This window comes from Pseudomonas viridiflava (assembly GCF_003702045.1).
Classification (GTDB): Bacteria; Pseudomonadota; Gammaproteobacteria; order Pseudomonadales; family Pseudomonadaceae; genus Aquipseudomonas; species Aquipseudomonas viridiflava_C.
Genome location: NZ_RBTP01000003.1, coordinates 52795 through 78822, shown reverse-complemented (window position 1 = coordinate 78822; position 26028 = coordinate 52795). Strand labels below are relative to the sequence as shown.

Below are 26028 nucleotides of genomic sequence, written 5' to 3'. Positions count from 1 at the left end.
AAATGATCTCGATTCTGCGCCGTGGCCTTCTGGTATTACTGGCCGCTTTGCCTATGTGGGCCAATGCTGCGCCTGCCACGTCTGCCCATGACCTGGTGGATCGTACCACCAAGGAATTGCTGAGCGATCTGGCTGCCAATAAAGAGCAGTACAAGGCCAATCCAGGCGCGTTCTACGATGCACTCAACCGAATCGTCGGGCCGGTGGTGGATGCCGATGGCATCTCTCGCAGCATCATGACCGTCAAGTATTCGCGCAAGGCCAGCCCTGCGCAGATGCAGCGTTTCCAGGAAAACTTCAAGCGCAGCCTGATGCAGTTCTACGGTAACGCGCTGCTGGAGTACAACAACCAGGGCATTACCGTCTCGCCTGCCAAGGAAGAGGGTGCCGACCGGACCAGCGTAGACATGCAGGTCAAAGGTAACAATGGCGCGGTTTACCCGGTTTCCTACACCCTTGAGAAAGTCAGTGGTGAGTGGAAAGTGCGTAATGTCATCATCAATGGCATCAACATCGGCAAGCTGTTCCGTGATCAGTTCGCGGACGCCATGCAGCGTAATGGCAACGATCTGGACAAAACCATCGATGGCTGGGCCGGCGAAGTGGCCAAGGCCAAGGAAACCACCGACGAAGCTGCACAGAAGCCCGCGCAATGAGTGAGACGGCTGTCCGCCTGGTCGGGCCTGGTGAGTTGAAACTGGTCGGTGTTCTGGACTACCGCTCCGGGCCGCAACTGCGCAAGCAGGGCGCGGCCCTGATCCGGTCCGGCGATCTGGACACGTTGACGCTCGATTGTTCGGGTGTCGAGAAATCCAGCAGTGTGGGCCTGGCCCTACTGCTGGCCTTCATGCGTGATGCAAGCGAAGCCGGCAAGTCGATCCAGGTCCGGTCGCTACCTGAAGATATGCGTAAAATTGCCCAGGTTTCAGGTCTGAACGAGCTTCTGGACATTCATTAATAGGTCAAACGGAAAAGCCCTCTGTCCGGCACCCCATCATCGGGGTTCGCATAGCATGGGCTTTTTTGTATCATGGCCGACCCGCGCGCGTTCAGCGCCGATCGAGGTTAAGCATGCAGGCCCTAGAAGTTAAAGCCTTCCTTGAAGGAAAGCTGCCCGAAATCAACGTGGAAGTCGAAGGCGAAGGCTGCAACTTCCAGCTGAACGTGATCAGCGACGAGATGGCCAGTCTGAGCCCCGTCAAGCGGCAGCAACAGATTTATGCCCACCTGAACCCTTGGATTGCCGATGGCAGTATCCACGCGGTGACGATGAAATTTTTCAGCCGCGCTGCCTGGGCCGAGCGCACCTGAGCCAATTGGTGTCGAGATTCTAATGGATAAATTGATTATTACCGGTGGCATTCGTCTTGATGGCGAAATCCGCATTTCCGGGGCAAAGAACGCTGCCTTGCCGATCCTGGCTGCAACGCTGCTGGCCGATGGGCCGGTTACCGTCCAGAACCTGCCGCACCTGCACGACATCACCACCATGATCGAGTTGTTCGGTCGCATGGGCATCGAGCCTGTGATCGATGAAAAGCTCAGTGTGGAAATCGATCCTCGCACCATCAAGACCCTGGTCGCGCCGTACGAGCTGGTCAAGACCATGCGTGCGTCGATTCTCGTACTCGGCCCGATGGTTGCGCGTTTCGGCGAAGCGGAAGTTGCACTGCCTGGCGGTTGCGCCATCGGTTCGCGTCCAGTCGATCTGCACATCCGCGGTCTTGAGGCGATGGGCGCGATCATCGACGTCGAAGGCGGCTACATCAAGGCCAAGGCGCCTGAGGGCGGCCTGCGCGGTGCCAACTTCTTCTTCGACACCGTCAGTGTGACCGGTACCGAAAACATCATGATGGCCGCGAGCCTGGCAAACGGTCGCAGCGTGCTGCAGAACGCGGCGCGCGAGCCTGAAGTGGTCGATCTGGCCAACTTCCTGATCGCAATGGGTGCAAAAATCCAAGGCGCAGGCACCGACACCATCACCATCGATGGCGTGAAGCGTCTGGGCTCTGCGACCTACAAGGTCATGCCTGACCGTATCGAAACCGGTACGTATCTGGTTGCAGCCGCCGTGACCGGCGGCCGTGTGAAGGTCAAGGACACCGATCCAACCATCCTGGAAGCCGTTCTGCTCAAGCTTCAGGAAGCAGGTGCTGAAATCACCACCGGCAACGACTGGATCGAGCTGAACATGCACGGCAAGCGGCCCAAGGCCGTCAATGTGCGGACCGCGCCATACCCGGCGTTCCCGACCGACATGCAGGCGCAGTTCATTTCGCTCAACGCGATTGCCGAAGGCACGGGTGCAGTGATCGAAACCATCTTCGAAAACCGCTTCATGCACGTGTACGAAATGCACCGTATGGGCGCACATATCCAGGTCGAAGGTAACACGGCCATCGTGACCGGCATGCCAGCCCTCAAGGGCGCGCCTGTAATGGCGACCGACCTGCGTGCGTCGGCCAGCCTGGTGATTTCGGCGCTGGTAGCCGAAGGCGATACGCTGATCGACCGCATTTACCACATAGACCGTGGGTATGAGTGCATCGAAGAAAAACTGCAAATGCTGGGCGCCAAGATCCGTCGCGTTCCGGGCTAGTTGTACGTGACCCTGGCGCCTTTCGTGCGCCAGGGTTGCCGTTCGACAGCAGGTGTGATTTTCTGATTCGTTCCACCTCAGGCTTCCCATGTCTGAGGGTTGTCATGCGCCGTTTGCGTCATGCCAAAAGTTTCCTGATAAGGACTTACGTTTCCCATGTTGACCATCGCACTGTCCAAGGGCCGCATCCTTGACGACACCCTGCCGCTTCTCGCTGAAGCGGGCATCGTGCCGACCGAGAATCCGGACAAGAGCCGCAAGCTCATCATCCCCACGACCCAGCCTGACGTACGTCTGCTGATCGTGCGCGCCACTGACGTGCCAACCTACGTCGAGCATGGCGCAGCCGATCTGGGTGTTGCGGGCAAGGATGTGCTGATGGAATACACCGGCCAGGGCCTGTACGAGCCGCTCGATCTGCAGATTGCCAAGTGCAAGCTGATGACCGCCGGTGCCATCGGCGCTGTCGAGCCCAAGGGCCGTCTGCGCGTGGCCACCAAGTTTGTGAACGTCGCCAAGCGTTATTACGCCGAGCAGGGTCGTCAGGTCGACATCATCAAGCTGTATGGCTCGATGGAACTCGCTCCGCTGATCGGCCTGGCGGACAAGATCATCGACGTGGTCGATACGGGCAACACCTTGCGTGCCAACGGTCTTGAGCCGCAAGAACTGATTGCCACTATCAGCTCACGTCTGGTGGTCAACAAGGCTTCCATGAAAATGCAGCACGCGCGCATTCAGGCGCTCATCGACACCCTGCGCAAAGCAGTGGAGTCGCGACACCGCGGCTGACCCGACCACGCAACGTTGAGTTGCGTCCAGCTATCCGTGTCATAGCCAAATTTCTCAGGTGCCTGCGCGGATAGCTTGGTAGCTTTAGGCTCCTGAGCATCCGCCAATTATTGAGGCCCTCGCCATGACCACTTCCACCGCCATTCGTCGACTCGATGCTGCCGATCCGGATTTCGCCCGACATCTGGATCATCTGCTGAGCTGGGAAAGTGTGTCTGACGACTCGGTCAATCAGCGTGTACTCGACATCATCAAGGCGGTACGTGAGCGGGGCGACGCGGCGCTGGTTGAATTCACCGAGCGTTTCGACGGCCTGCAAGTCACCTCGATGGCTGATCTGATTCTGCCTCGCGAGCGTCTCGAACTGGCGTTGACCCGCATTACGCCGGTCCAGCGCCAGGCACTCGAGAAGGCTGCCGAGCGTGTGCGCAGCTACCACGAAAAGCAGAAGCAGGATTCCTGGAGCTATACCGAAGCCGATGGCACGGTGCTGGGCCAGAAGGTCACGCCGCTGGATCGCGCGGGTCTGTATGTGCCGGGCGGCAAGGCGTCATACCCGTCCTCGGTACTGATGAATGCCATTCCTGCCAAGGTGGCGGGCGTGACCGAAGTGGTCATGGTTGTGCCCACGCCGCGTGGCGAAATCAACGAACTGGTCCTGGCGGCGGCCTGCATTGCTGGCGTCGACCGTGTGTTCACCATCGGCGGCGCGCAGGCGGTTGCGGCACTGGCCTATGGCACTGAAAGCGTGCCCAAGGTCGACAAGGTCGTCGGGCCGGGCAATATCTATGTGGCGACAGCCAAGCGCCATGTATTCGGGCAGGTCGGGATCGACATGATCGCCGGGCCGTCCGAGATTCTGGTGGTGTGCGACGGTCAGACCGATCCTGACTGGATCGCGATGGATCTGTTTTCCCAGGCCGAGCACGACGAAGACGCGCAGGCGATTCTGGTCAGCCCGGATGCCGAATTCCTCGACAAGGTGGCGGCGAGTATCACCCGTTTGCTGCCCACAATGGAGCGTGCGGCCATCGTCGAAACGTCCATCAACGGCCGTGGTGCGCTGATCAAGGTGGCCGACATGGCACAGGCGATTGACGTCGCCAACCGTATTGCCCCTGAACACCTGGAGCTGTCGGTGGCCGAACCTGAAGCCTGGCTGCCGCACATTCGCCACGCGGGTGCGATCTTCATGGGGCGCCACACCTCCGAGGCTCTTGGCGATTACTGCGCAGGTCCCAACCACGTACTGCCGACCTCCGGCACGGCGCGTTTCTCGTCGCCGCTGGGCGTTTACGATTTCCAGAAGCGTTCTTCGATCATCTATTGCTCGCCGCAAGGGGCTTCAGAGTTGGGCAAGACCGCTTCCGTGCTGGCCCGTGGCGAATCGCTGAGCGGCCACGCTCGCAGCGCCGAATACCGAATCACCGACCCAAGCTGGAAAGCTGGCGGCACAGAGGAAGGCAAGTAATGAGTAAGTTCTGGAGTCCCTTCGTTCGCGACCTGGTGCCCTACGTGCCGGGCGAGCAGCCGAAACTGACCCGGCTGGTCAAGCTCAACACCAATGAAAACCCGTACGGCCCGTCGCCCAAGGCGCTTGAGGCCATGCGTGCCGCGCTCACCGACGATTTGCGTCTGTACCCTGACCCCAACAGTGACCTGCTCAAGCAGGCGGTGGCCAACTACTACAGCGTCGAAACCAATCAGGTGTTTTTGGGCAACGGTTCAGATGAGGTGCTGGCGCATATCTTCTACGGGCTGTTCAAGCACGATGCGCCGCTGCTGTTTCCGGACATCAGCTACAGCTTCTACCCGGTCTACTGCGGTCTGTACGGCATTGATTACGAAACGGTAGCGCTGAACGAGCAGTTCCAGATTCGTGCCGAGGATTATGCGCGTCCGAATGCCGGAATCATTTTCCCTAATCCGAACGCGCCGACTGGCTGCCTGTTGGCGCTGGATGCTGTCGAGCAGATCATCAAGGCCAGCCCGGATTCGGTGGTGGTCGTGGATGAGGCGTATATCGACTTCGGCGGCGAGACGGCGATCACGCTGATCAATCGCTATCCGAACCTGCTGGTAACGCAGACCCTGTCCAAGTCGCGTTCGCTGGCGGGCCTGCGGGTCGGCCTGGCGGTCGGGCACCCTGACCTCATCGAGGCGCTGGAGCGGGTCAAGAACAGTTTCAATTCCTACCCGCTGGATCGCATGGCCAATGTGGGCGGCGCGGCAGCGTTCGATGATCGTGAGCACTTCGAGCTGACGCGCAACAAGGTCATCGAAAGCCGTGAAGCGCTGGTTGAGCAGTTGCAGGCCAAAGGCTTTGAGGTCTTGCCTTCTGCCGCGAACTTCATCTTTGTCCGCCACCCGCAGCATGACGCTGCCGGACTGGCTGCAAAACTGCGCGAGCAAGGCGTGATCGTGCGTCACTTCAAACAGCAGCGCATCGCCCAGTTCCTGCGCATCAGCATTGGTACGCCGGAGCAGCATCAAGCATTGCTGGAAGGGCTGAGCGATATCTGAGGCCGCTGTGACGCGTAAGCGTTACGGATAAAACAGCGGCAGCTTGCCGACGTTATACGCTGTGGGAGTGAGCTTGCTCGCGAGCAAGCTCGCTCCCACAGGGCGTCCGGTTTAGCCAGTGAATTACTCAGGATTCGCCGCAGGCGTCGGAGCAGGAGGCGGGCGCAGACCGACTTCGGCGCTGAGTCGCAATTCCTTGCCGTTACGCATCACGTCGATCGCGATCTTGTCCTTGGGTTTGGTGCGCGCCACCTGATTCATCGAGCGGCGGCCATCGCCAGCCGGTTCACCATTGATGCTCAGAATTACGTCACCCAACTGCAAGCCGGCCTTCTGCGCCGGTCCGTCGCGGAAGATACCGGCGACCACGATGCCCGGACGGTCTTTCAAGCCAAACGACTCGGCCAGTTCCTGAGTCAGCGGTTGCACCTCGATACCCAGCCATCCACGAATGACCTGACCGTGTTCGATGATGGACTTCATCACGTCCATCGCCAGCTTGGTCGGAATGGCAAAGCCGATGCCTTGCGAGCCACCGGATTTGGAAAAGATCGCAGTGTTGATGCCTGTGAGATTGCCGCTGGCATCCACCAACGCGCCGCCCGAGTTGCCTGGGTTGATGGCCGCGTCGGTCTGAATGAAGTCTTCGTAAGTGTTGAGGCCCAACTGATTACGGCCGGTGGCGCTGATGATGCCCATTGTCACGGTTTGGCCGACCCCGAATGGGTTGCCGATGGCCAGTGCCACGTCGCCGATGCGAATGCCGTCCGAGCGCGCAATGGTGATGGACGGCAGGTTTTTCAGATCGATCTTGAGGACCGCCAGATCGGTTTCCGGGTCGTTGCCGATCACGCGGGCGATGGTTTCACGTCCGTCCTTGAGCGCCACGACAATCTGGTCTGCGCCAATCGTCACGTGGTTATTGGTCAGCAGATAGCCTTCCGGGCTCATGATCACGCCAGAGCCCAGGCTGGATTCCATGCGCTTCTGCTTGGGCGTGTTGTCCCCAAAAAACCGACGAAATTGTGGATCTTCGAACAGCGGGTTGGCGCCCTTGTTCACCATCTTGGTGGTATAGAGGTTTACCACCGCCGGCGCGGCCGCACTGACGGCGTCTGCGTAAGAGGTAGGGCCCTGAATGATGTTGGTGGTCTGCGGCGCCTGTTGCAGATTGACATCCAGGCTGGGCAATCCGACCCATTGTGGATAACGCTGGATGATCAGCATGGCGATAAGCACACCGACTAGCAGTGGCCAGCCGAAAAAGCGCAGTGCCTTGAGCATTGAACAAGTCCTGATGGTTTCGGCGCAGAAATTTTTGCCACGGGTGCGCCATAATGGCGGGCATTATACGAGTACAAAGCAGCTCTGAACTGCATATTTAGGAGTCTTTTATGGCTGTTGCCTTGAGCACCCTGGTCGAAGAAGCCGACCGCTATCTGAACAGCGCTCGTATTCAGGATTACTGCCCCAACGGCCTGCAGGTCGAGGGGCGTCCGCAAGTGATGCGGATCGTCAGCGGCGTGACGGCAAGTCAGGCATTGCTGGATGCTGCGGTCGAAGCGCAGGCTGACCTGATTCTTGTGCATCACGGTTATTTCTGGAAGGGCGAGAACCCCTGTGTCGTGGGCATGAAGCAGCGCCGTCTGAAAACGTTGCTCAAGCACGACATCAGCCTGCTGGCCTATCACTTGCCGCTCGATGTACACCCCGATGTGGGCAACAACGTGCAATTGGCGCGTCAGTTGGACATCACCGTGGAGGGGCCACTCGATCCGGAAAACCCCAAAGTGATCGGTCTGGTCGGTTCCTTGTCCGAAGCCGTGACTGCGCGTGATTTCGCCCGTCGCGTGCAGGAGGCGCTGGGTCGCGAACCGTTGCTGATCGAAGGCAGCCAGATGATTCGTCGTGTCGGCTGGTGTACGGGAGGCGGTCAGGGTTACATCGACCAGGCGGTGCTTGAGGGCGTCGATCTGTTCCTGAGCGGCGAGGCGTCGGAGCAGACCTTTCACAGTGCGCGGGAAAACGACATCAGCTTCATCGCCGCCGGGCACCACGCCACCGAGCGTTACGGCGTTCAGGCGCTGGGGGATTACCTGGCACGACGCTTTGCGGTCGAACACCTGTTCATCGACTGCCCAAACCCGATCTGATCGTTCAAACGGCGGGGCATATGCATAGATCGTTTCGATCTAGCCGCCGCGCTGATTAGCAATATCACGCATGATAAAGTGCGCGGCTCGAATACGGCCCGCAGGCCGCCCCGGGTTTTCCCGGTCCAACGAACGCAATCCGTGAGTAACCATGGTTGATAAACTGACGCATCTGAAACAGCTGGAGGCGGAAAGCATCCACATCATCCGCGAGGTCGCCGCCGAGTTCGATAACCCGGTGATGCTGTACTCGATCGGCAAGGATTCGGCCGTGATGCTCCATCTGGCGCGCAAGGCTTTCTTTCCAGGCAAGCTGCCGTTTCCGGTCATGCACGTCGATACGCGCTGGAAATTCCAGGAGATGTATCGCTTCCGCGACAAGATGGTCGAGGAGATGGGCCTGGACCTGATCACTCACATCAACCCCGATGGTGTGGCGCAGGGCATCAACCCGTTCACCCACGGCAGTGCCAAGCACACCGATATCATGAAGACGGAGGGCCTCAAGCAGGCGCTGGACAAGCATGGTTTCGACGCAGCCTTCGGTGGAGCACGCCGTGACGAAGAAAAGTCCCGTGCGAAAGAGCGCGTGTATTCCTTCCGCGACAGCAAGCACCGCTGGGACCCGAAGAACCAGCGTCCCGAGCTGTGGAACGTGTACAACGGCAACGTCAACAAGGGCGAGTCGATTCGCGTGTTCCCGCTGTCCAACTGGACCGAGCTGGACATCTGGCAGTACATCTACCTGGAAGGTATCCCGATCGTGCCGCTGTATTTCGCGGCCGAGCGTGACGTGATCGAAAAGAACGGCACGCTGATCATGATCGACGACGATCGCATCCTTGAACACCTCACCGATGAGGAAAAGGCGCGCATCGTCAAAAAGAAAGTGCGCTTCCGCACGCTCGGCTGCTACCCGTTGACCGGCGCTGTCGAGTCCGAAGCCACCAGCCTGACTGACATCATTCAGGAAATGCTGCTGACGCGAACTTCCGAACGTCAGGGCCGGGTCATCGACCATGATGGCGCAGGCTCGATGGAAGAAAAGAAACGTCAGGGTTATTTCTAAGAGGGGTGTCACATGTCGCATCAATCTGATTTGATCAGCGAGGACATCCTCGCTTATCTGGGCCAGCACGAACGCAAGGAAATGCTGCGCTTTCTTACCTGTGGCAATGTCGACGACGGCAAAAGCACGCTGATCGGCCGTCTGCTGCACGATTCCAAAATGATCTACGAAGATCACCTGGAAGCCATCACGCGTGATTCCAAGAAGTCCGGCACCACAGGCGACGATGTCGACCTGGCGCTGCTGGTGGACGGTCTGCAGGCCGAGCGCGAGCAGGGCATCACCATTGACGTCGCGTACCGCTATTTCTCCACGGCCAAACGCAAGTTCATCATTGCCGATACACCGGGCCACGAGCAGTACACCCGCAACATGGCCACCGGCGCATCGACGTGCGACCTGGCGATCATTCTGGTGGATGCGCGTTACGGCGTGCAGACCCAGACCCGTCGCCACAGCTACATCGCGTCCCTGCTGGGCATCAAACACATCGTCGTCGCCATCAACAAGATGGACCTCAACGGTTTCGATGAGGGTGTGTTCGAGTCGATCAAGGCCGATTATCTGAAGTTTGCCGAAGGCATTGCGTTCAAACCGACCACGATGGCCTTTGTGCCGATGTCGGCGCTCAAGGGCGACAATGTGGTTAACCGCAGCGAGCGTTCGCCGTGGTACACCGGTCAGTCGCTGATGGAAATTCTCGAAACCGTCGAGATCGCCAGTGACCGCAACTACACCGACCTGCGTTTCCCGGTGCAGTACGTCAATCGTCCCAACCTCAATTTCCGTGGTTTTGCCGGTACTCTGGCCAGCGGCATCGTGCACAAGGGCGATGAGATCGTCGTGCTGCCGTCAGGCAAGAGCAGTCGCGTGAAGTCGATCGTCACCTTTGAGGGCGAGCTGGAACAGGCAGGCCCAGGCCAGGCCGTGACGCTGACGATGGAAGACGAGATCGACATCTCCCGTGGCGACCTGCTGGTGCATGCCGACAACGTGCCGCAAGTCAGCGACGCGTTCGACGCCATGCTGGTGTGGATGGCTGAAGAGCCGATGCTGCCGGGCAAGAAATACGACATCAAGCGCGCCACCAGCTACGTGCCTGGCTCGATTGCCAGCATCACTCACCGCGTTGATGTGAACACGCTGGTCGAAGGGCCTGCCAGCTCGCTGCAACTGAACGAGATCGGCCGCGTCAAGATCAGCCTCGATGCGCCAATTGCGCTGGATGGCTACGACAGCAACCGTACGACAGGCGCGTTCATCGTCATTGATCGCTTGACCAACGGCACTGTGGCGGCGGGCATGATCATCGCCAAGCCGGTCAACGTCGGTGGCTCGACGCATCATGGCGAGTCGGCGCACGTGACCACTCAGGAGCGTGCGCAGCGCTTCGGCCAGCAGCCAGCCACCGTGCTGTTCAGCGGCTTGTCGGGCGCGGGCAAAAGCACATTGGCTTATGCCGTCGAGCGCAAGCTGTTCGACATGGGGCGCGCTGTATACGTGCTGGATGGCCAGAACCTGCGTCAGGACCTGAACAAAGGTCTGCCGCAGAACCGTGCCGGTCGTACCGAGAACTGGAGCCGTGCCGCCCACGTGGCGCGTCAGTTCAACGAGGCCGGCCTGTTGACCCTGGCGGCCTTCGTGGCACCGGATGCCGAAGGACGCGAGCGTGTGAAAGCGCTGATCGGCAAAGATCGTCTCGTGACGGTCTACGTCCAGGCGTCTCCTGCAGTGTGCCGTGAGCGCGATCCGCAGGGCCTGTACGCGGCCGATGGTGACAACATTCCGGGCGAGTCCTTCCCGTATGACGTGCCTCTGGATGCGGATCTGGTGATCGACACCCAGACGCTGACCGTTGACGAGGGCGTGAAGCAGGTGTTGGATATGTTGCGCAGCCGCGGCGCGATCTGAGTTTCAGCCTGTTACAGAAAACCCGCCAATGATGGCGGGTTTTTTGTTTGTGGGGCCTGGAGTCTGCCGCTAAAGCACTCATTCGGGGCCCATAAAAAAGCCCGCTGCTGATGGCCTCAGCGGCGGGCTTCTGGTGTGACTGACGGCGTATTACTTCTTCAAGCCGTAATGCTCATCCAGCATGCCCGGTGAGTTAGGCGATTTGGGCGCGTAATCCTTCGGGGCTTCGGTGTCGCGTGGCGGTGTCAGACGGTCGCGGGGAGTCTGGTTGGCCTCCGGGTGCAGTGCGGCCAGCAGACGTTGGCGAGTCAGTTCGTCAAGGGTCAGACGATTGGCACCCTCGGCAAGGTGCTCCTGTACATCGTTGTAGCTTTGCGAAAGCTTCTGGACCAGGTTAGCCGTACTGTTGAAGTGAGTGACCACCTCGTTCTGATAGGTATCGAAACGTTCCTGAATATCATCCAGCTGGCGCTGGGTGCTATTCGGAACGGTGTTGGGCAGCAGACGTGCGACCAGGAAGCCAATGACGACACCGGCAACCAGGGCGAGAGTCGGCAACAACCAAACTAAGAGCGAGTGTTCCACGAGTCCTTCCTCTATAAACGGCTTTGCTTTACGTTAACGGCTCGAACCTGCGCTGTATACCCGCGACGTGTCGTTGATATGCCAGCCACAGACAATCAGCTAGACGAGTCGACCCATTTTGGGGTCACGGAGTTCTTTTTGCTCATGCGCGAAACCCCACTGTTCATTGATGGCCCCGAGGGCCAGCTCGAAGCACTGTATCAGGACGTATCCGATGCCAGAGGCGTCGCACTGATCTGTCATCCTAACCCGATCCAGGGCGGAACGATGCTCAATAAAGTCGTCTCTACGTTGCAGCGTACCGCACGGGACGAAGGTTTGATCACCCTGCGTTTCAATTATCGCGGAGTCGGTGCCAGTGCCGGTACGTCGGTGGCAGGACCTGGGGAGATCGACGACGCGCAGGCCGCAGCGACGTGGCTGCGTGAAAAACACCCCGATCTGCCCATGACGCTGTTCGGCTTCTCCTTCGGCGGCTACGTCGCTGCAAACCTGGGTGGCCGGCTTGAAGCGCAAGGCGAAACGCTGAAGCATCTGTTTTTGGTGGCCGCCGCTGCGTCGAGGTTGACCGATCAGCGTGTGCTGCCGCAAAACTGTCCGCTGACGGTGATTCAGCCGGAAACCGATGAAGTGATCGACCCGGAAACGGTCTACGCCTGGTCGGCTGCGCTGCAACGTCCCCATGAGCTGCTGAAAGTGGCAGAATGCGGACACTTTTTTCACGGCAAGCTGACCGATCTCAAAGAATTGATCCTGCCGCGCCTCTCCAATTGATTGCAGCCCATAGATAAGCGACCTGCCATGACCACTCGTATCCTGACCGGTATCACGACCACCGGCACCCCCCATCTGGGCAACTACGCGGGCGCGATTCGCCCGGCTATCGTCGCCAGCCGTCAGAGCGGTTTCGATTCGTTCTATTTTCTGGCCGATTACCACGCCCTGATCAAATGCGATGACCCGCTGCGCATTCAGCGCTCGCGTCTGGAAATCGCCGCGACCTGGCTTGCCGCCGGTCTGGACGTCGATCGCGTGACCTTCTATCGCCAGTCCGATATTCCCGAGATTCCCGAGCTGACCTGGCTTCTGACCTGCGTGGCCGCCAAGGGCCTGCTCAATCGTGCGCATGCCTACAAGGCGTCGGTGGACAAGAACGTCGAAGGGGGCGAGGACCCGGATTCCGGCATCACGATGGGCCTGTACAGCTATCCGGTGCTGATGGCAGCGGATATTCTGATGTTCAACGCGCACCAGGTTCCGGTGGGGCGCGACCAGATTCAACACGTCGAAATGGCGCGTGATATTGGTCAGCGCTTCAACCACCTGTTCGGCAAGGGCAAGGAGTTCTTTGTCATGCCCGAGGCGCTGATCGAAGAGAGCGTGGCGACCTTGCCGGGCCTGGACGGTCGCAAGATGTCCAAGAGCTACGACAACACCATTCCGTTGTTCAGCAGCGCGAAAGAGATGAAGGATGCCATTTCGCGCATCGTCACCGACTCGCGAGCGCCGGGTGAAGCGAAAGACCCGGACACCTCCCATCTGTTCACGCTGTATCAGGCATTCGCCACCGCCGAGCAATGCGCCGGGTTCCGCGGCGAGCTGCTTGATGGCTTGGGTTGGGGTGAAGCAAAGAATCGTCTGTTCACGTTGCTGGACGCCGAGTTGGCCGAGAAGCGTGACACGTATTTGAGCCTGATCGAGCGTCCGGCCGATCTTGAAGACATTCTGCTGAGCGGTGCCGAGAAGGCCCGTCGCGTCGCCACGCCGTTCCTGGGTGAGCTGCGTGAAGCGGTTGGTCTGCGCTCATTCCGCGCCGTGGTGCAGGGTGCTGATACGGGCAAGAAAAAAGCCGCCAAGGGTGCGCGCTTCGTCAGCTTCCGTGAAGACGACGGTAGCTTCCGCTTCCGTCTGCTGGCGGCCGACGGTGAACAGTTGCTGTTATCGCGTACCTTCGCCGACGGCAAGGCAGCAGGCGCTGTCAGCAAGCAGTTGCAGCAAGGCGGCGAACTCGATCTGCGTACCGAAGTCGACCGTTTCACCCTCTGGCTGGATGGCGCGTGCGTTGCTGACAGCCCGGTGTTCGCAGACGAGCAAGCGCGCGATAGCGCCATCGAAACCCTCAAGTCGGCACTTGCTCCCCAGCAGGACTGATTGCCATTCCCCGGGGTCGTCGTTACAGTGACGACCCGTTTTTGTTGCCTTGCTAACGAATATGACGCCCCTAGAACGATATCAAGCTGATCTGAAGCGCCCGGACTTTTTCCACGATGCCGCGCAGGAGAATGCTGTGCGTCATTTGCAGCGCCTGTACGACGATTTGGTCGCCTCTCATGACAGCAAGCCCGGCCTGTTCGGCAAGCTGTTTGGCAAGAAAGAACCGACCCTGGTCAAAGGCCTCTATTTCTGGGGCGGAGTAGGGCGCGGCAAGACCTATCTGGTGGATACCTTCTTCGACGCCCTACCATTCAAGGACAAGGTGCGTACTCACTTCCACCGCTTCATGAAGCGCGTGCACGAAGAGATGAAAACCCTCAAGGGCGAGAAAAACCCGCTGACGATCATCGCCAAGCGTTTTTCCGATGAGGCCCGTGTGATCTGCTTCGACGAGTTTTTCGTTTCCGACATTACGGATGCGATGATTCTCGGCACGTTGATGGAGGAGCTGTTCAAGAACGGCGTGACCCTGGTCGCCACGTCGAACATCGTTCCGGACGGTTTGTACAAAGATGGTCTGCAACGGGCCCGCTTCCTGCCAGCCATTGCGCTGATCAAGCAGAACACCGACATCGTCAACGTCGACAGTGGCGTCGATTATCGCCTGCGTCACCTTGAGCAGGCCGAGCTGTTCCACTTCCCGCTCAATGAGGCGGCGCAAGACAGCATGCGCAAGAGCTTCAAGGCGCTGACGCCAGAGTGTGCCGAGACCATCGAAAACGATGTGCTGACGATCGAGAATCGCGAGATTCGCGCTCTACGCACCTGCGACGATGTGGCATGGTTCGATTTCCGCGAACTGTGCGACGGCCCGCGCAGCCAGAACGATTACATCGAACTGGGCAAGATTTTCCACGCCGTGCTGCTCAGCGGTGTCGAGCAGATGGATGTTTCGACGGACGACATCGCTCGTCGCTTCATCAACATGGTCGATGAATTCTATGATCGCAACGTCAAGCTGATCATCTCGGCAGAAGTCGAGTTGAAGGATTTGTACACCGGCGGCCGACTGATGTTCGAATTCCAGCGCACCCTGAGCCGTCTGTTGGAAATGCAGTCCCACGAGTTTCTATCGCGGGCGCACAAGCCCTGATGGCGCATTAAATGAAATTGAAAAAGGCCTGCATTGCAGGCCTTTTTCGTTTTGCGTACGGTCTGTTTGAACCGGTCAGGCGGCCTGCTGAAACTGCTGGCGATACTGGTTCGGCGAAAGCTCGGTGTGCTGGCGAAACAGGCGTGCAAAGAAACTGGCGTCGTCGTAACCGACCTCGTAACTGATGGTCTTGATGCTTTTTCGCGAGCCGGAGAGCAGCCCCTTGGCGGTTTCGATGCGTAGCCGTTGCAGGTAATGCAGCGGCTTGTCGCCGGTTGCAGTCTGAAAGCGGCGCATGAAATTGCGAATGCTCATACCGTGTTCCCGGGCGACGTCTTCAAAGCGGAATTTGTCCGCAAAGTGCTCCTCCAGCCAGTGCTGGATCTGCAGGATGATCACGTCCTGATGCAGCTTTTGTCCGCCAAAGCCGATCCGTCCCGGCGAGTAGGTGCGACGCACCTCATAAAGGATGTCGCGGGCTACGCCCTGTGCGACGTTCGCCCCGCAAAACCGTTCGATCAGGTAAATGTACAGATCGCAGGCAGACGTCGTGCCGCCTGCGCAATAAAGGTTGTCGGCGTCGGTCAGGTGTTTTTCATGATTGAGCAACACGTTCGGGTAGCGTTCGGCAAACTGGTTAAAGAATCGCCAGTAGGTGGTTGCCTCCTTGCCGTCGAGCAGTCCTGCCTCGGCCAGCCAGAACACGCCCGTGGCCTCTGCGCACAGAACTGCGCCTTGTGCGTGCTGTTCGCGCAGCCACGGCAGGACCTGTGGATAGCGTTGGCAGAGGGCGTCGAAGTCGTCCCAGAAAGCTGGAATCACGATGATGTCGCTCTGACACAGACCACCGTCTACCGGCAGGGTGACGTCGCTGAAGCTGCCGACCGGCTGTCCGTCCGGGCTGACCAGGCGTATTTCGAAAGCGGGGATCAGACCGTGCCCCAGCTGCTTGCTGTACCTGAGGCTGGCCAGATGGAAAAAATCCTTGGCCTGCATCAGGGTCGATGCGAAGACTTTATCGGTGGCCAGAATGCTGACGCGCCGCAGCGGGGCGGAATGTTGGGTTGGCATAATCTTTATTCTTATATGGGTAAATGGTCAATCAACGGCTGGATCGTCTTATTTTTTCTCGGGCATGTCCAGTCAGGCGTCGCCGCTGTCAGGGTTGCGCCCCTTGAGACGCTGCAATTGCGGACGCAAATATCCTCCATCGCAGCGGTCGGGGGCAATAAACAGAACGTGAACGAAAAATCCGGTTGAGGTTATTTTTCGAGCCTGTATAATCCGCCAGCTCTTTGCAGTGGAAGTGATGCGCCGTCTGCCGAAGAATCTTGCCGTATAACGGACGCGCTGACCCGAGCCCCCGATAGCGTCTGTTTCCGGCTGCCTTTGACTTGTCAAAGTACGCACTATTCAGTAAGATCCGCCGTCTCATTTTCAGGGCGGCCCCTGAGGCTATAAAGAATGAAAACTTTTACTGCTAAACCGGAAACAGTTAAGCGCGACTGGTTCGTCGTCGACGCTGCTGGTCAGACCCTGGGTCGTCTGGCCACCGAAATCGCGAGCCGTCTGCGTGGCAAGCACAAGCCGGAATACACTCCGCACGTTGATACCGGCGACTACATCGTCGTCATCAATGCCGAGCAGATCCGCGTTACCGGTGCCAAGACTACCGACAAGATCTACTACTCACACTCCGGTTTTCCGGGCGGGATCAAGTCGATCAACTTCGAAAAGCTGATCGACAAAGCTCCTGAGCGCGTGATCGAGACCGCGGTTAAAGGCATGCTGCCTAAGAACCCGTTGGGTCGCGACATGTATCGTAAGCTGAAAGTCTATGCGGGCGCTGTACACCCTCATACTGCTCAGCAGCCCCAAGAACTGAAGTTTTAACGGAATAGTTCATTATGTCGGCGACTCAAAATTACGGCACTGGCCGTCGCAAGACCGCAACCGCACGCGTTTTCCTGCGTCCGGGCACTGGTAACATCTCGATCAACAACCGCACTCTGGACTCGTTCTTCGGTCGCGAAACTGCCCGCATGGTAGTTCGTCAGCCGCTGGAACTGACCGAGACAGTTGAAAAGTTCGACATCTATGTCACCGTTATCGGTGGCGGTGTAAGTGGTCAAGCTGGCGCAATCCGCCACGGTATCACTCGCGCCCTGATGCAGTACGACGAAACTCTGCGTGGCGCGCTGCGTAAAGCAGGCTTCGTGACTCGCGATGCTCGTGAAGTTGAACGTAAGAAAGTCGGTCTGCGTAAAGCGCGTAAGCGTCCGCAGTACTCGAAGCGTTAATTCGCACTTCGTTCAAAAAGAACGCCCACCTCGTTTATCGAGTTGGGCGTTTTTTTATGGGCGTCAGTTTTTTTGCAGGGTAAGGCGCGGCTGTAAGGCACGGTTTACAAGAGCTTCACTGATGATTGACCATGTGGCGTCAAGGGGGATTATTTACCCTCCGAGAGCCCTTTTAACGGCTAATTTTTATCAGGCGAGCGTCTGATTCGGCAGGACGATAGCTGATGGGAGAAGGCGGGGATGAGCAATGACGGCGTGAATGCTGGCCGGCGTCGCTTTCTGGTGACGGCAACGTCTGTGGTCGCTGCGGCGGGCGCGGTGGGGGCGGCTGTCCCATTCGTAGGGTCGTGGTCGCCCAGTGCCAAGGCCAGGGCGGCGGGTGCGCCGGTCAAGGTCAATATCGGCAAGATCGAGCCGGGTCAGCAGATGGTCGCCGAGTGGCGCGGTCAGCCGGTGTTCATTCTCAGGCGTGGTCCGGAGATTCTCGACAAGCTTTCCAGGCTGACCGGGAAGCTGTCCGACCCTGAATCCAGGGCCTCCGTTCAGCCAGGCTATGTGGATCGGGCGCTGCGCTCGATCAAACCGGATATCGTGCTGCTGGTCGGTATCTGTACGCACCTGGGTTGTTCACCGACCTTTCGTCCTGAAGTGGCTCCCGCCGACCTTGGAAAAGATTGGGTGGGCGGCTATTTCTGTCCTTGTCACGGCTCTCATTACGATCTGGCCGGTCGGGTATATGCATCGCAACCTGCCCCGCTGAATCTGCCTGTACCTCCGTATTCCTACGAGTCGGACACGGTCATTGTCATTGGCGTCGATCAGGAGGGTGCATAGATGGGCAGGCTGATGGACTGGATAGATGCACGCTTTCCCGCCACACGCATGTGGGAAGACCACCTCAGCAAATATTACGTCCCGCGCAATTTCAATTTTCTCTACTTCTTTGGCTCGTTGGCCCTGCTGGTACTGGTCAATCAGATATTGACCGGCATCTGGCTGACGATGAGTTACACGCCGACGGCAGAAGGTGCGTTCGCTTCGATCGAATACATCATGCGCGACGTCGAGTACGGGGCCATCCTGCGGCTGCTGCATTCGACAGGCGCTTCAGCCTTCTTCATCGTGGTGTATATGCACATGTTTCGCGGCTTGCTCTACGGGTCTTACCAAAAGCCGCGGGAGCTGGTCTGGATCTTCGGCATGTTGATCTACCTGAGTTTGATGGCGGAAGCGTTCATGGGTTATCTGCTGCCCTGGGGGCAAATGTCCTATTGGGGGGCGCAGGTCATCATCTCGCTATTCGGGGCGATTCCTGTGATCGGCGAAGACCTGACTCAGTGGATTCGTGGCGATTACCTGGTATCCGGCATCACGCTTAACCGCTTCTTTGCCCTGCATGTAGTGGCGTTGCCCATCGTAATTCTCGGGTTGGTGGTGCTGCATATTCTCGCGCTGCATGAGGTGGGCTCGAACAATCCTGACGGCATTGATATCAAGAAACATAAGGATGAAAACGGCAAGCCTCTGGATGGCATTCCTTTCCATCCGTACTTCACCCTCAAGGATCTGGTGGGGGTTGTGGTGTTTCTGTTCGTTTTTTGCACCGTCGTGTTCTTTTTCCCCGAGATGGGCGGCTACTTTCTGGAAAAGCCGAATTTTGAGCCAGCCAACCCGTTCAAGACGCCCGAGCACATTGCGCCTGTCTGGTACTTCACGCCGTTCTACGCAATCTTGCGCGCGGTGCCGGACAAGCTGATGGGTGTCATGGCGATGGGCGCGGCCATCGCGGTGTTGTTCGTGCTGCCGTGGCTGGATCGCAGCCCGGTCAGGTCCATGCGTTACAAGGGCTGGATCAGTCGGGTGGCGCTGATTCTGTTCTGCGTGTCATTCGTGACGCTCGGCTACCTGGGTGTTCAGCCTCCAACGCCGGGCGGTACGGTAGTGGCGAGGATAGGTGCCTGTCTGTACTTCGCGTATTTCCTGCTGATGCCGTTCTATACCCGGCTGGAACGCACGCGGCCGGTTCCGGAGAGAGTGACGGGGTGATGAGAAAGCTTCTAACTGTGTTGATGCTCGTGGCGCTGCCGACGCTCGTGTTCGGGGCAGAGGGCGGATCATCGCTTGAGCGTGTGGATATCGACGTTTCCGACAAGGCTGCGTTGCAGGACGGTGCGCGCACATTCGTCAATTACTGCATGGGCTGTCACAGCGCCAAGTATCAGCGTTACGAACGCGTAGCCGATGACCTTGGGATCCCCCACGATGTGATGCTTGAAAAGCTGGTATTTACGGGCGCCAAGATCGGGGATCACATGGAGACCGGTATGCGCCCTGCGGACGCAAAAGCCTGGTTTGGCACTGCGCCGCCTGACCTGACCCTCGTGGCGCGGGTGCGGGGTAACGATTGGCTCTATGGCTACCTGCGTTCATTCTACGAGGATCCGTCGAGGCCCTGGGGCGTTAATAACAAGGTCTTCCCCAATGTAGGCATGCCGAATGTGCTCGTAAGCTTGCAAGGGCGTCAGGTGCTCGGCTGCAAGCAGGTGCAGGTCGAGGAGGGCGGCAAGAAGCGTTTCGATCCGTTAACCGGAACGCCGCTCACTCGCGAGGCGTGCGATCAACTGACCATCGTCCCCCGCTCAGGCAGCCTGACCCCTGAGCAGTTCGATGAAAAAATCAGGAATCTGGTGACGTTCCTCGACTATTCCGCCAATCCGGTCAAGCTACGTCATCAGCGCATCGGCACCTATGTATTGCTGTACCTGGCTTTCCTGCTGATCTTTGTCTACCTGCTCAAGCGCGAATATTGGAAGGACGTTCATTAGGCGTTGTCATGCCAGCATTACAAAAATGCGCCATTGCGGCCGCCATGTCGGTCAAATGCGCGGCGAACAGCTTAGCGGCGCAAGATTACAGAATTTAGTGGGCGTAAATGAGCTATCGTGTCGCCCGCAGCGAACGCCTGCCCCGTCGCGCTCGCTGCTGAGGCGCCCCTTGGGTGCATCGTTTGTCTGTCCGATCATTTTTAACAAGCGAGGAGGATCGCCATGGGCGTGACCAACCGGTTGGCCTGTTACTCCGACCCCGCCGACCACTATTCCCATCGTGTGCGCATCGTGCTCGCCGAGAAAAGTGTCAGCGCTGAGATCATTGATGTTGTCGCGGGACGTCTTCCGCCGCAACTGATTGAAGTGAACCCGTACGGCAGCGTCCCGACGCTGGTCGACCGCGACCTGGCGTTATACGAGTCCACGGTCGTGATGGAGTATCTGGACGAGCGCTATCCGCATCCGCCCTTGTTGCCTGTCTATCCGGTAGCGCGTGCCAACAGTCGTTTGTTGATCCATCGGATACAGCGGGACTGGTGCGCACTGGTGGATCTGATTCTGGATACACGTAGCAAGGAGGCGGCCCGCGTGCAAGCGCGCAAGGAATTGCGTGAAAGCCTGACTGGCGTTTCGCCGTTGTTTGCGGAAAAAGCTTTTTTTCTGAGTGACGAGCAAAGTCTTGTCGATTGCTGTCTACTGCCCATACTCTGGCGTCTGCCGATTCTGGGTATCGAATTGCCGCGGCCTGCCAAGCCGCTGCTTGATTACATGGAGCGCCAATTTGCGCGTGAGGCTTTTCAGGCAAGTCTGTCTGCTGCCGAACGTGAAATGCGCTAAGGCTTAAGGAGCCGTTGATGAACTCCAGTCGCCCTTATCTGGTTCGTGCTCTTTATGAGTGGATCGTCGATAACGATTGCACCCCGCATGTGCTGGTCAATGCGGAGTACCCGTCCGTGCAGGTCCCTCAGGGGTTTGCCAACGATGGACAGATTGTCCTGAACGTTTCGCCAAGTGCAGTGCGTCACCTGCACATGGACAACGAAGCAGTCAGTTTTGAAGGCCGCTTCGGCGGTGTGCCGCATACGCTTTACGTCCCTGTCGCCGCGATTCTTGGAATCTATGCCCGCGAGAATGGGCAGGGTATGGTTTTCGATCTGGAGCCCTCTCTGGAAGAGGATGAAGAGATCGAGCTGGATGACGGCGACGATACGCCGCCGGACAGCGAGCCGCCTCGTCCGACAGGCAGGCCAAGCCTTAAAGTGGTGAAATAAAAAAAGGCGATCCGCAAGGATCGCCTTTTTCATGTCTGCCGTCTGGCTGTCAGTCGATGTATTCGAACAGTTTGACGATTTTCTGTACACCTGACACGCCCTGAACCAGATTGGTCGCGCGGTTGGCTTCCTCTTGAGTTACCAGACCCAGCAGGAACACGATGCCGTTCTCGGTCACGACCTTGATGCGTGAGCCGGGGATGGAGGCATCGGCAATCATCTGGCCTTTAACCTTGGTGGTCAGCCAGGCGTCATTGTTGCGAGCCAACAGCGAGGAGGGCGCCATGACCTGCAACTCGTTGTTGACCTTCTTGACGCGCTGTACGGAGCTTGCAGCCTGTTCAGCGATCGCCTTGAGGTCTGCGCGCGGAACCTGCCCCGCCAGCAGCACGATGCCGTTGAAGCTCGTCACGACGATGTGGGAGCCTTCTGCAAGGTCAGGGTTGGCCTTGGAGATGTTCACAGCCGCTTTGGTTTCGATCAGTGAGTCGTCGATCTTGCTGCCAAACGTGCGCGTGCCACGATCATCCTCGATCGGCTTGTCGCGACTGGCGGTGATAATCGAGCTGCATCCAGTCACGCTCAGGCACAGTGTCAGAACCAGTAGGCTAAGACGATTAGGGGTCATTCTTCACTCCCGAACAGTTGGCTGTCGATTAGATCGCAAAGGCAATGGATCGCCAGCAGATGGACTTCTTGTATACGTGCCGTGACGTTGGCCGGTACGCGAATCTCCACGTCCTCCGGCAGTAGCAGCGAAGCCATGCCGCCACCGTCTCGTCCCGTCAATGCTACGACAATCATTTCGCGATCATGTGCGGCCTGGATGGCCTGAATAATATTTGCCGAGTTGCCGCTGGTGGAAATGGCGAGCAGCACATCACCTGGCTGACCCAGTGCACGGATCTGTTTGGAGAAGATCTCGTTGTAGCTGTAATCGTTGGCGATCGAGGTGATGGTCGAACTGTCGGTGGTGAGTGCGATGGCAGGCAGGCTGGGGCGCTCGCGTTCGAACCGGTTAAGCAGTTCGGACGAGAAATGCTGCGCATCGCCGGCCGAACCGCCATTGCCGCACGACAACATTTTTCCTTCATTGAGCAGGGCGTTGACCATGACCTGGCTTGCTTGCTCGATAAAGGGGGCGAGGACTTCCATCGCCTGTTGCTTGGTGTCGATGCTGGCTTGAAACAGCCGGCGAATTCGGGATTGCATGTCCATCAATGTGACCTTAATTAGAGCGTACGGCGGCTGCCCGGCATGCCGGTGTGCAGCCCGCAAAGCAATAGCGAAATCGGTAGTGGTGGTGGCGTCTGCCGGTCATGACTGTGCTGCGTGCCTGTCAGCTGTCGAAAGCGTTCTTGATCCAGTTCAAAGGCGCCGCGTTGCCCGGTGCCCCTTCAACCGCAATCACGTCGAAACGACAAGGATAGCGGGCCCAGTCTGACTCTTGTTGCAGGAAAAGCTGTGCAGCGGTGACGAGCTTCGCCTGCTTGCGAAAATCGACACTTTCCACCGCGCCACCCCAGCCGGAATGGCGGCGGTAGCGAACTTCGACGAATACTACTGTATCGCCGTCGAGCATGACTAGATCAAGCTCGCCACGTTTGCATAACCAATTCTGTGCAATCAGGCGCAGGCCCTGCTGTTGTAGATGCTGCAGGGCGTAGGCTTCGGCCTCGCGCCCTGCTTGTTGCCGGGTGTTGCGTTCAATCAAGGTGCTGTGTCCGGGAGGCGCTGAATTTTGCCGTCCACGAACTCTGCCCACGGCAGTTGGCGCTCAACGCGACGACCGGGGTTCATGCTCAGGCTGCCGGACAACCCGTCGATGCGGCTGTCGGGCATGGTCTTGAGCTGGCCCAGACGCGGTGCCAGGCGGTAAGCGTCAATGCCCATCGCGTACAGGCGGCCCAGGCTGCCTGCGGCCTGTGGCCATTGAGCGGTCACTTGCTGGCGCAGAGGGTCGTTTGCATCGAGCAGCCAAGGTGTTTCGCAGAAGCGCACACCGTTCAGGTCCATGTACTGGGCGTGATCATTGCTGTTGGTGAACAGGTGCGACGTGGCGTAGACGGGAACGTCACCGGCGTACTGGAACACCATTGTGGGTTTGATCTGTTGGGCCTGCTGAGGGGTGGCCGCCAGAAACATGAAGTCGATGTCCTGGCGACGGCTCGGCTGTGCCGACACATCGGTGCCGACAGTGCTTTGCAGGCGTTGGGCGCGGCCTTCACTTTTGCGCAACTGGAACAGGTCGGCAACCTGCTGGGCCAGCTCAACCGGTTGGTCGACATGTTCGGCGGCGATCAGGGTGCCGCCCTTGGCCTGCCAGCTTTTACGGAAAGCATCCAGTACGCGGTCGCCCCATTCGCCTTTCGGCACCATTGCAACAGCGCTGCGCTTGCCATCCGCCCAGGCACGACGTGCGACTTCGCGTGCTTCATCTTCTGCGGCGAGGCCGAACTGGAACAACTGTGGAGGGCCTTCGTTGCCCGCATCGCTGTAGTTGAGCGCCAGGGTCGTGATAGGCAGTTGCTCACGGCTGTTCAATTGCTTAACCAGATTTTTCTCCAGCGGACCGACCACCAACTGCACACCGGCCGCCTGGGCCTGACGATAGAATTCGTCCATCGAAGTCAGGCGCGAGCTGTCGAAAACCTGGATGGCAGGAGGGTTCTGACCTGCCTGCTGGGCCTGATAGTGAGCGGCCATAAAGCCTTCACGCAGCGCCTTGGCAACTGCAGCCAGTTGGCCGTCCTGTGGCAGCAACAGGGCGATCTTGGTCAGCGGTTCGCTGGTCAGGGCGCGCAGTTGGGCAAGCGTCGTTGGCAGTTGCAGTGCAGCAGGGTGCTGCGGGTTCTGGGCTTTCCAAGTGTCGATGGCGGCCTGCTGCTGTTCCAGCGTGCCTGCACCTTTCACCGAGCGCGCAAGGCTCAGCCAGCCACCCATGTCGCCGCTCGCGTTGGCCTGCAGTTGTTCGGCGGGCAGCGAGGACACCAGTTTCCAGATGGCATCGTTGTTGGCAGCGGCGTCGGCATCTTTCAGCAGCGGACCTGCGAAGACGCGCTCGTTGGCAGCGGGCAGGATCTGGCCGTCAGCTTCCAGGGCGCGGGCCTTGACCATGTGGGTGCGCACCTGCTGCTCGACCGAGAGCTCGCCCAGGCGTTGCATGCTTGGGTGGTTCAGGGCGGTCAGGGCGGCCTTGGGCTGGTTACGGCCCATCGCCAGTTCGGCGGACAGCGTGCTGGCGAAGACCTGCAGGCCGGGCTTGAGTTGATCCATCTGCACCTGGGCAAGAATCTGCGCAGCGCGACCCGCATCGTTCTGGCGGTTGGCCAGGTCGGCGGCGCTCAGGCGCAATGTGGCGGCCTGTTCAGGTGTTTTGGCAGCCGAGGCCTGATCGAGCAATTGCTCAATGCTGGCATCAGGAGTGCGAGGAAGCTCGCCAAGGCTGGACGAGGGCGAGCTGGCACAGGCTGCAAGAAGGGCAGCGAGGCAGAGGGCAGAGAACAGCCGCAGACAAGCGATCATTGATGTGTTCCTGATACTCAAGCGAATTAACGGGGAATTGTACCCAAGCACTGGCCGGGGCGCGACTTCGAAGGTGTGATATTGATTGTGATAGTGTCTTCTATCGGACAATTCTTTCTATTACAGCTTGCCGCGGTGTGCGGCGCTGAAGAATTACCATGCTTTTTATTCCTTTTTAAGCTTCCCTGATGCCCAGGCCAATGATTCGGGCCGTAGCCTGTACAATGCTGGTTTTATTCACATCACGTTAATGAACATGAGGTTTGCGCTTTGACTGTCCCGGTTGCTTCGAATTCCACCACTGGCTCGCTTTATGTGGTGGCTACGCCTATCGGCAATCTGGATGACATGAGCGTGCGCGCATTGAAGGTGCTGCGCGAGGTTGCATTGATTGCCGCAGAAGATACACGGCACTCGTCGCGTTTGATGCAGCACTTTGGCATATCGACACCATTGGCGGCGTGCCATGAACACAATGAGCGTGATGAGGGTAGCCGCTTTATCACTCGTCTGCTGGCCGGGGATGACGTCGCGCTGATCTCCGACGCAGGCACGCCGCTGATTTCCGATCCCGGTTACCACTTGGTGCGCCAGGCACGCGCAGCCGGTGTGCCGGTGGTTCCTGTACCCGGTGCCTGTGCGTTGATCGCTGCGTTATCGGCAGCGGGGCTTCCTTCGGACCGGTTTATCTTCGAGGGCTTTCTGCCTACAAAAGCGGTGGGGCGAAGAGCCCGGCTTGAGCAGGTCAAGGAAGAGCCGCGCACGCTGATCTTCTATGAGGCGCCGCACCGTATTCTTGAATGCCTGCAGGACATGGAACTGGTGTTCGGCGCGGAGCGTCCTGCATTGCTGGCGCGTGAAATAACCAAAACTTTCGAAACGCTCAAAGGTCTTCCCTTGGGCGAGCTGCGCGCTTTTGTCGAGTCGGACAGTAATCAGCAGCGTGGCGAATGCGTGGTCTTGGTCGCAGGCTGGACGCCACCTGAGGATGAGGATGTCATCGGTGCCGAGGCTCGCAGGATTCTGGACCTGTTGCTTGAGGAAATGCCGCTCAAACGTGCGGCTGCGCTGGCTGCGCAGATAACAGGGGTGCGCAAGAACCTGCTTTATCAGGTGGCGCTGGACAAGCAGCAAGAGTGAGAAGTGCCTGTTTTTCAAAGGCTCA

Annotated in this window: 28 protein-coding genes; 21 read left to right on the top strand and 7 right to left on the bottom strand. The window is 58.6% G+C overall.

Annotated elements, in window-relative coordinates:
• Positions 1-2 precede the first annotated feature (2 nt).
• The 7 genes from ALP40_RS00845 (at position 3) to hisC (ending at position 5914) form a co-directional block, all read left to right on the top strand.
• A complete protein-coding gene (locus ALP40_RS00845; RefSeq protein ID WP_122206429.1) occupies positions 3-656 on the top strand; it encodes a phospholipid-binding protein MlaC in 654 nt (217 codons plus the stop codon).
• Positions 653-958 (top strand): lipid asymmetry maintenance protein MlaB, encoded by a 306-nt coding sequence (locus ALP40_RS00840; RefSeq protein ID WP_122206428.1) that lies wholly within the window; start codon positions 653-655, stop codon positions 956-958. The genes ALP40_RS00845 and ALP40_RS00840 overlap by 4 nt, the downstream gene beginning before the upstream one ends.
• Before the next feature lie 113 nt (positions 959-1071).
• Positions 1072-1311, top strand: coding sequence for a BolA family protein (locus ALP40_RS00835; protein WP_099226326.1), 240 nt, complete (start codon positions 1072-1074; stop codon positions 1309-1311).
• Between the two features lie 22 nt (positions 1312-1333).
• Positions 1334-2599 carry a UDP-N-acetylglucosamine 1-carboxyvinyltransferase gene (gene murA, locus ALP40_RS00830; RefSeq protein ID WP_122206427.1) on the top strand — a complete coding sequence of 422 codons (1266 nt, stop codon included), beginning with the start codon at positions 1334-1336 and terminating at the stop codon, positions 2597-2599.
• A 156-nt stretch (positions 2600-2755) separates the two neighbouring features.
• The gene (hisG, locus tag ALP40_RS00825; protein ID WP_004881537.1) at positions 2756-3391 is read left to right on the top strand and encodes an ATP phosphoribosyltransferase; all 636 of its coding nucleotides are present in this window, start codon (positions 2756-2758) and stop codon (positions 3389-3391) included.
• A 124-nt stretch (positions 3392-3515) separates the two neighbouring features.
• Positions 3516-4862, top strand: coding sequence for a histidinol dehydrogenase (hisD, locus tag ALP40_RS00820; RefSeq protein WP_122206426.1), 1347 nt, complete (start codon positions 3516-3518; stop codon positions 4860-4862).
• Complete coding sequence (hisC, locus tag ALP40_RS00815; protein ID WP_122206425.1) at positions 4862-5914, top strand: histidinol-phosphate transaminase; 1053 nt, start codon at positions 4862-4864, stop codon at positions 5912-5914. Before hisD ends, hisC begins: the two co-directional genes overlap by 1 nt.
• 123 nt (positions 5915-6037) lie before the next feature.
• Here hisC and algW read toward each other — a convergent pair whose 3' ends face one another.
• Positions 6038-7198: a Do family serine endopeptidase AlgW gene (gene algW / locus ALP40_RS00810; protein ID WP_122206424.1), complete on the bottom strand. Its 1161-nt coding sequence runs from the start codon at positions 7196-7198 to the stop codon at positions 6038-6040.
• A gap of 110 nt (positions 7199-7308) precedes the next feature.
• On the opposite strand from algW, the gene ALP40_RS00805 reads away from it, so the two are divergent.
• The 3 genes from ALP40_RS00805 (at position 7309) to cysN (ending at position 11047) form a co-directional block, all read left to right on the top strand.
• Positions 7309-8067 carry a Nif3-like dinuclear metal center hexameric protein gene (locus ALP40_RS00805; protein ID WP_122206423.1) on the top strand — a complete coding sequence of 253 codons (759 nt, stop codon included), beginning with the start codon at positions 7309-7311 and terminating at the stop codon, positions 8065-8067.
• A gap of 151 nt (positions 8068-8218) precedes the next feature.
• Positions 8219-9136: a sulfate adenylyltransferase subunit CysD gene (gene cysD, locus ALP40_RS00800; protein WP_004881532.1), complete on the top strand. Its 918-nt coding sequence runs from the start codon at positions 8219-8221 to the stop codon at positions 9134-9136.
• 12 nt (positions 9137-9148) lie between these two features.
• Positions 9149-11047 (top strand): sulfate adenylyltransferase subunit CysN, encoded by a 1899-nt coding sequence (cysN, locus tag ALP40_RS00795; protein ID WP_122206422.1) that lies wholly within the window; start codon positions 9149-9151, stop codon positions 11045-11047.
• Positions 11048-11197: 150 nt separating this feature from the next.
• On the opposite strand, the gene ALP40_RS00790 is transcribed toward cysN, so the two are convergent.
• A complete protein-coding gene (locus tag ALP40_RS00790; RefSeq protein ID WP_122206421.1) occupies positions 11198-11632 on the bottom strand; it encodes a YhcB family protein in 435 nt (144 codons plus the stop codon).
• A 144-nt stretch (positions 11633-11776) separates the two neighbouring features.
• On the opposite strand from ALP40_RS00790, the gene ALP40_RS00785 reads away from it, so the two are divergent.
• From ALP40_RS00785 to zapE, 3 genes are all read left to right on the top strand, one after another.
• Complete coding sequence (locus ALP40_RS00785) at positions 11777-12406, top strand: alpha/beta hydrolase (RefSeq protein WP_122206420.1); 630 nt, start codon at positions 11777-11779, stop codon at positions 12404-12406.
• Positions 12407-12433: 27 nt separating this feature from the next.
• Entirely contained in the window at positions 12434-13783 is a 1350-nt protein-coding gene (locus tag ALP40_RS00780; RefSeq protein ID WP_122206419.1) for a tryptophan--tRNA ligase, read from the top strand.
• Between the two features lie 61 nt (positions 13784-13844).
• Positions 13845-14939, top strand: a complete 1095-nt coding sequence (gene zapE / locus ALP40_RS00775; RefSeq protein ID WP_122206418.1) for a cell division protein ZapE — start codon at positions 13845-13847, stop codon at positions 14937-14939.
• Positions 14940-15014: 75 nt separating this feature from the next.
• On the opposite strand, the gene ALP40_RS00770 is transcribed toward zapE, so the two are convergent.
• Entirely contained in the window at positions 15015-15911 is an 897-nt protein-coding gene (locus ALP40_RS00770) for a GlxA family transcriptional regulator (protein WP_181114265.1), read from the bottom strand.
• A gap of 492 nt (positions 15912-16403) precedes the next feature.
• On the opposite strand from ALP40_RS00770, the gene rplM reads away from it, so the two are divergent.
• From rplM to ALP40_RS00735, 7 genes are all read left to right on the top strand, one after another.
• Entirely contained in the window at positions 16404-16832 is a 429-nt protein-coding gene (gene rplM / locus ALP40_RS00765; RefSeq protein WP_004881525.1) for a 50S ribosomal protein L13, read from the top strand.
• A gap of 14 nt (positions 16833-16846) precedes the next feature.
• Positions 16847-17239, top strand: a complete 393-nt coding sequence (gene rpsI, locus ALP40_RS00760; protein WP_024687149.1) for a 30S ribosomal protein S9 — start codon at positions 16847-16849, stop codon at positions 17237-17239.
• Between the two features lie 240 nt (positions 17240-17479).
• Positions 17480-18073: a ubiquinol-cytochrome c reductase iron-sulfur subunit gene (petA, locus tag ALP40_RS00755; protein ID WP_122206416.1), complete on the top strand. Its 594-nt coding sequence runs from the start codon at positions 17480-17482 to the stop codon at positions 18071-18073.
• Positions 18074-19285 carry a cytochrome bc complex cytochrome b subunit gene (locus ALP40_RS00750; RefSeq protein ID WP_122206415.1) on the top strand — a complete coding sequence of 404 codons (1212 nt, stop codon included), beginning with the start codon at positions 18074-18076 and terminating at the stop codon, positions 19283-19285.
• The gene (locus ALP40_RS00745) at positions 19285-20064 is read left to right on the top strand and encodes a cytochrome c1 (RefSeq protein ID WP_122206414.1); all 780 of its coding nucleotides are present in this window, start codon (positions 19285-19287) and stop codon (positions 20062-20064) included. The genes ALP40_RS00750 and ALP40_RS00745 overlap by 1 nt, the downstream gene beginning before the upstream one ends.
• 222 nt (positions 20065-20286) lie before the next feature.
• Positions 20287-20904: a glutathione S-transferase N-terminal domain-containing protein gene (locus tag ALP40_RS00740; RefSeq protein WP_122206413.1), complete on the top strand. Its 618-nt coding sequence runs from the start codon at positions 20287-20289 to the stop codon at positions 20902-20904.
• A 17-nt stretch (positions 20905-20921) separates the two neighbouring features.
• A complete protein-coding gene (locus ALP40_RS00735) occupies positions 20922-21338 on the top strand; it encodes a ClpXP protease specificity-enhancing factor (protein ID WP_122206412.1) in 417 nt (138 codons plus the stop codon).
• 49 nt (positions 21339-21387) lie between these two features.
• Here ALP40_RS00735 and ALP40_RS00730 read toward each other — a convergent pair whose 3' ends face one another.
• The 4 genes from ALP40_RS00730 to ALP40_RS00715 form a co-directional block, all read right to left on the bottom strand.
• On the bottom strand, positions 21388-21966 hold the full coding sequence (locus tag ALP40_RS00730) for a BON domain-containing protein (RefSeq protein WP_122206411.1): 579 nt from the start codon (positions 21964-21966) through the stop codon (positions 21388-21390).
• A complete protein-coding gene (locus tag ALP40_RS00725; protein WP_083182593.1) occupies positions 21963-22556 on the bottom strand; it encodes a phosphoheptose isomerase in 594 nt (197 codons plus the stop codon). Before ALP40_RS00725 ends, ALP40_RS00730 begins: the two co-directional genes overlap by 4 nt.
• 121 nt (positions 22557-22677) lie before the next feature.
• Positions 22678-23052 carry a YraN family protein gene (locus tag ALP40_RS00720; RefSeq protein ID WP_122206410.1) on the bottom strand — a complete coding sequence of 125 codons (375 nt, stop codon included), beginning with the start codon at positions 23050-23052 and terminating at the stop codon, positions 22678-22680.
• Entirely contained in the window at positions 23049-24863 is a 1815-nt protein-coding gene (locus ALP40_RS00715) for a penicillin-binding protein activator (protein ID WP_122206409.1), read from the bottom strand. Before ALP40_RS00715 ends, ALP40_RS00720 begins: the two co-directional genes overlap by 4 nt.
• Before the next feature lie 270 nt (positions 24864-25133).
• Between ALP40_RS00715 and rsmI the strand changes: the two genes are divergently transcribed.
• Positions 25134-26003 (top strand): 16S rRNA (cytidine(1402)-2'-O)-methyltransferase, encoded by an 870-nt coding sequence (rsmI, locus tag ALP40_RS00710; RefSeq protein WP_122206408.1) that lies wholly within the window; start codon positions 25134-25136, stop codon positions 26001-26003.
• The last annotated feature ends 25 nt before the right edge of the window (positions 26004-26028 follow it).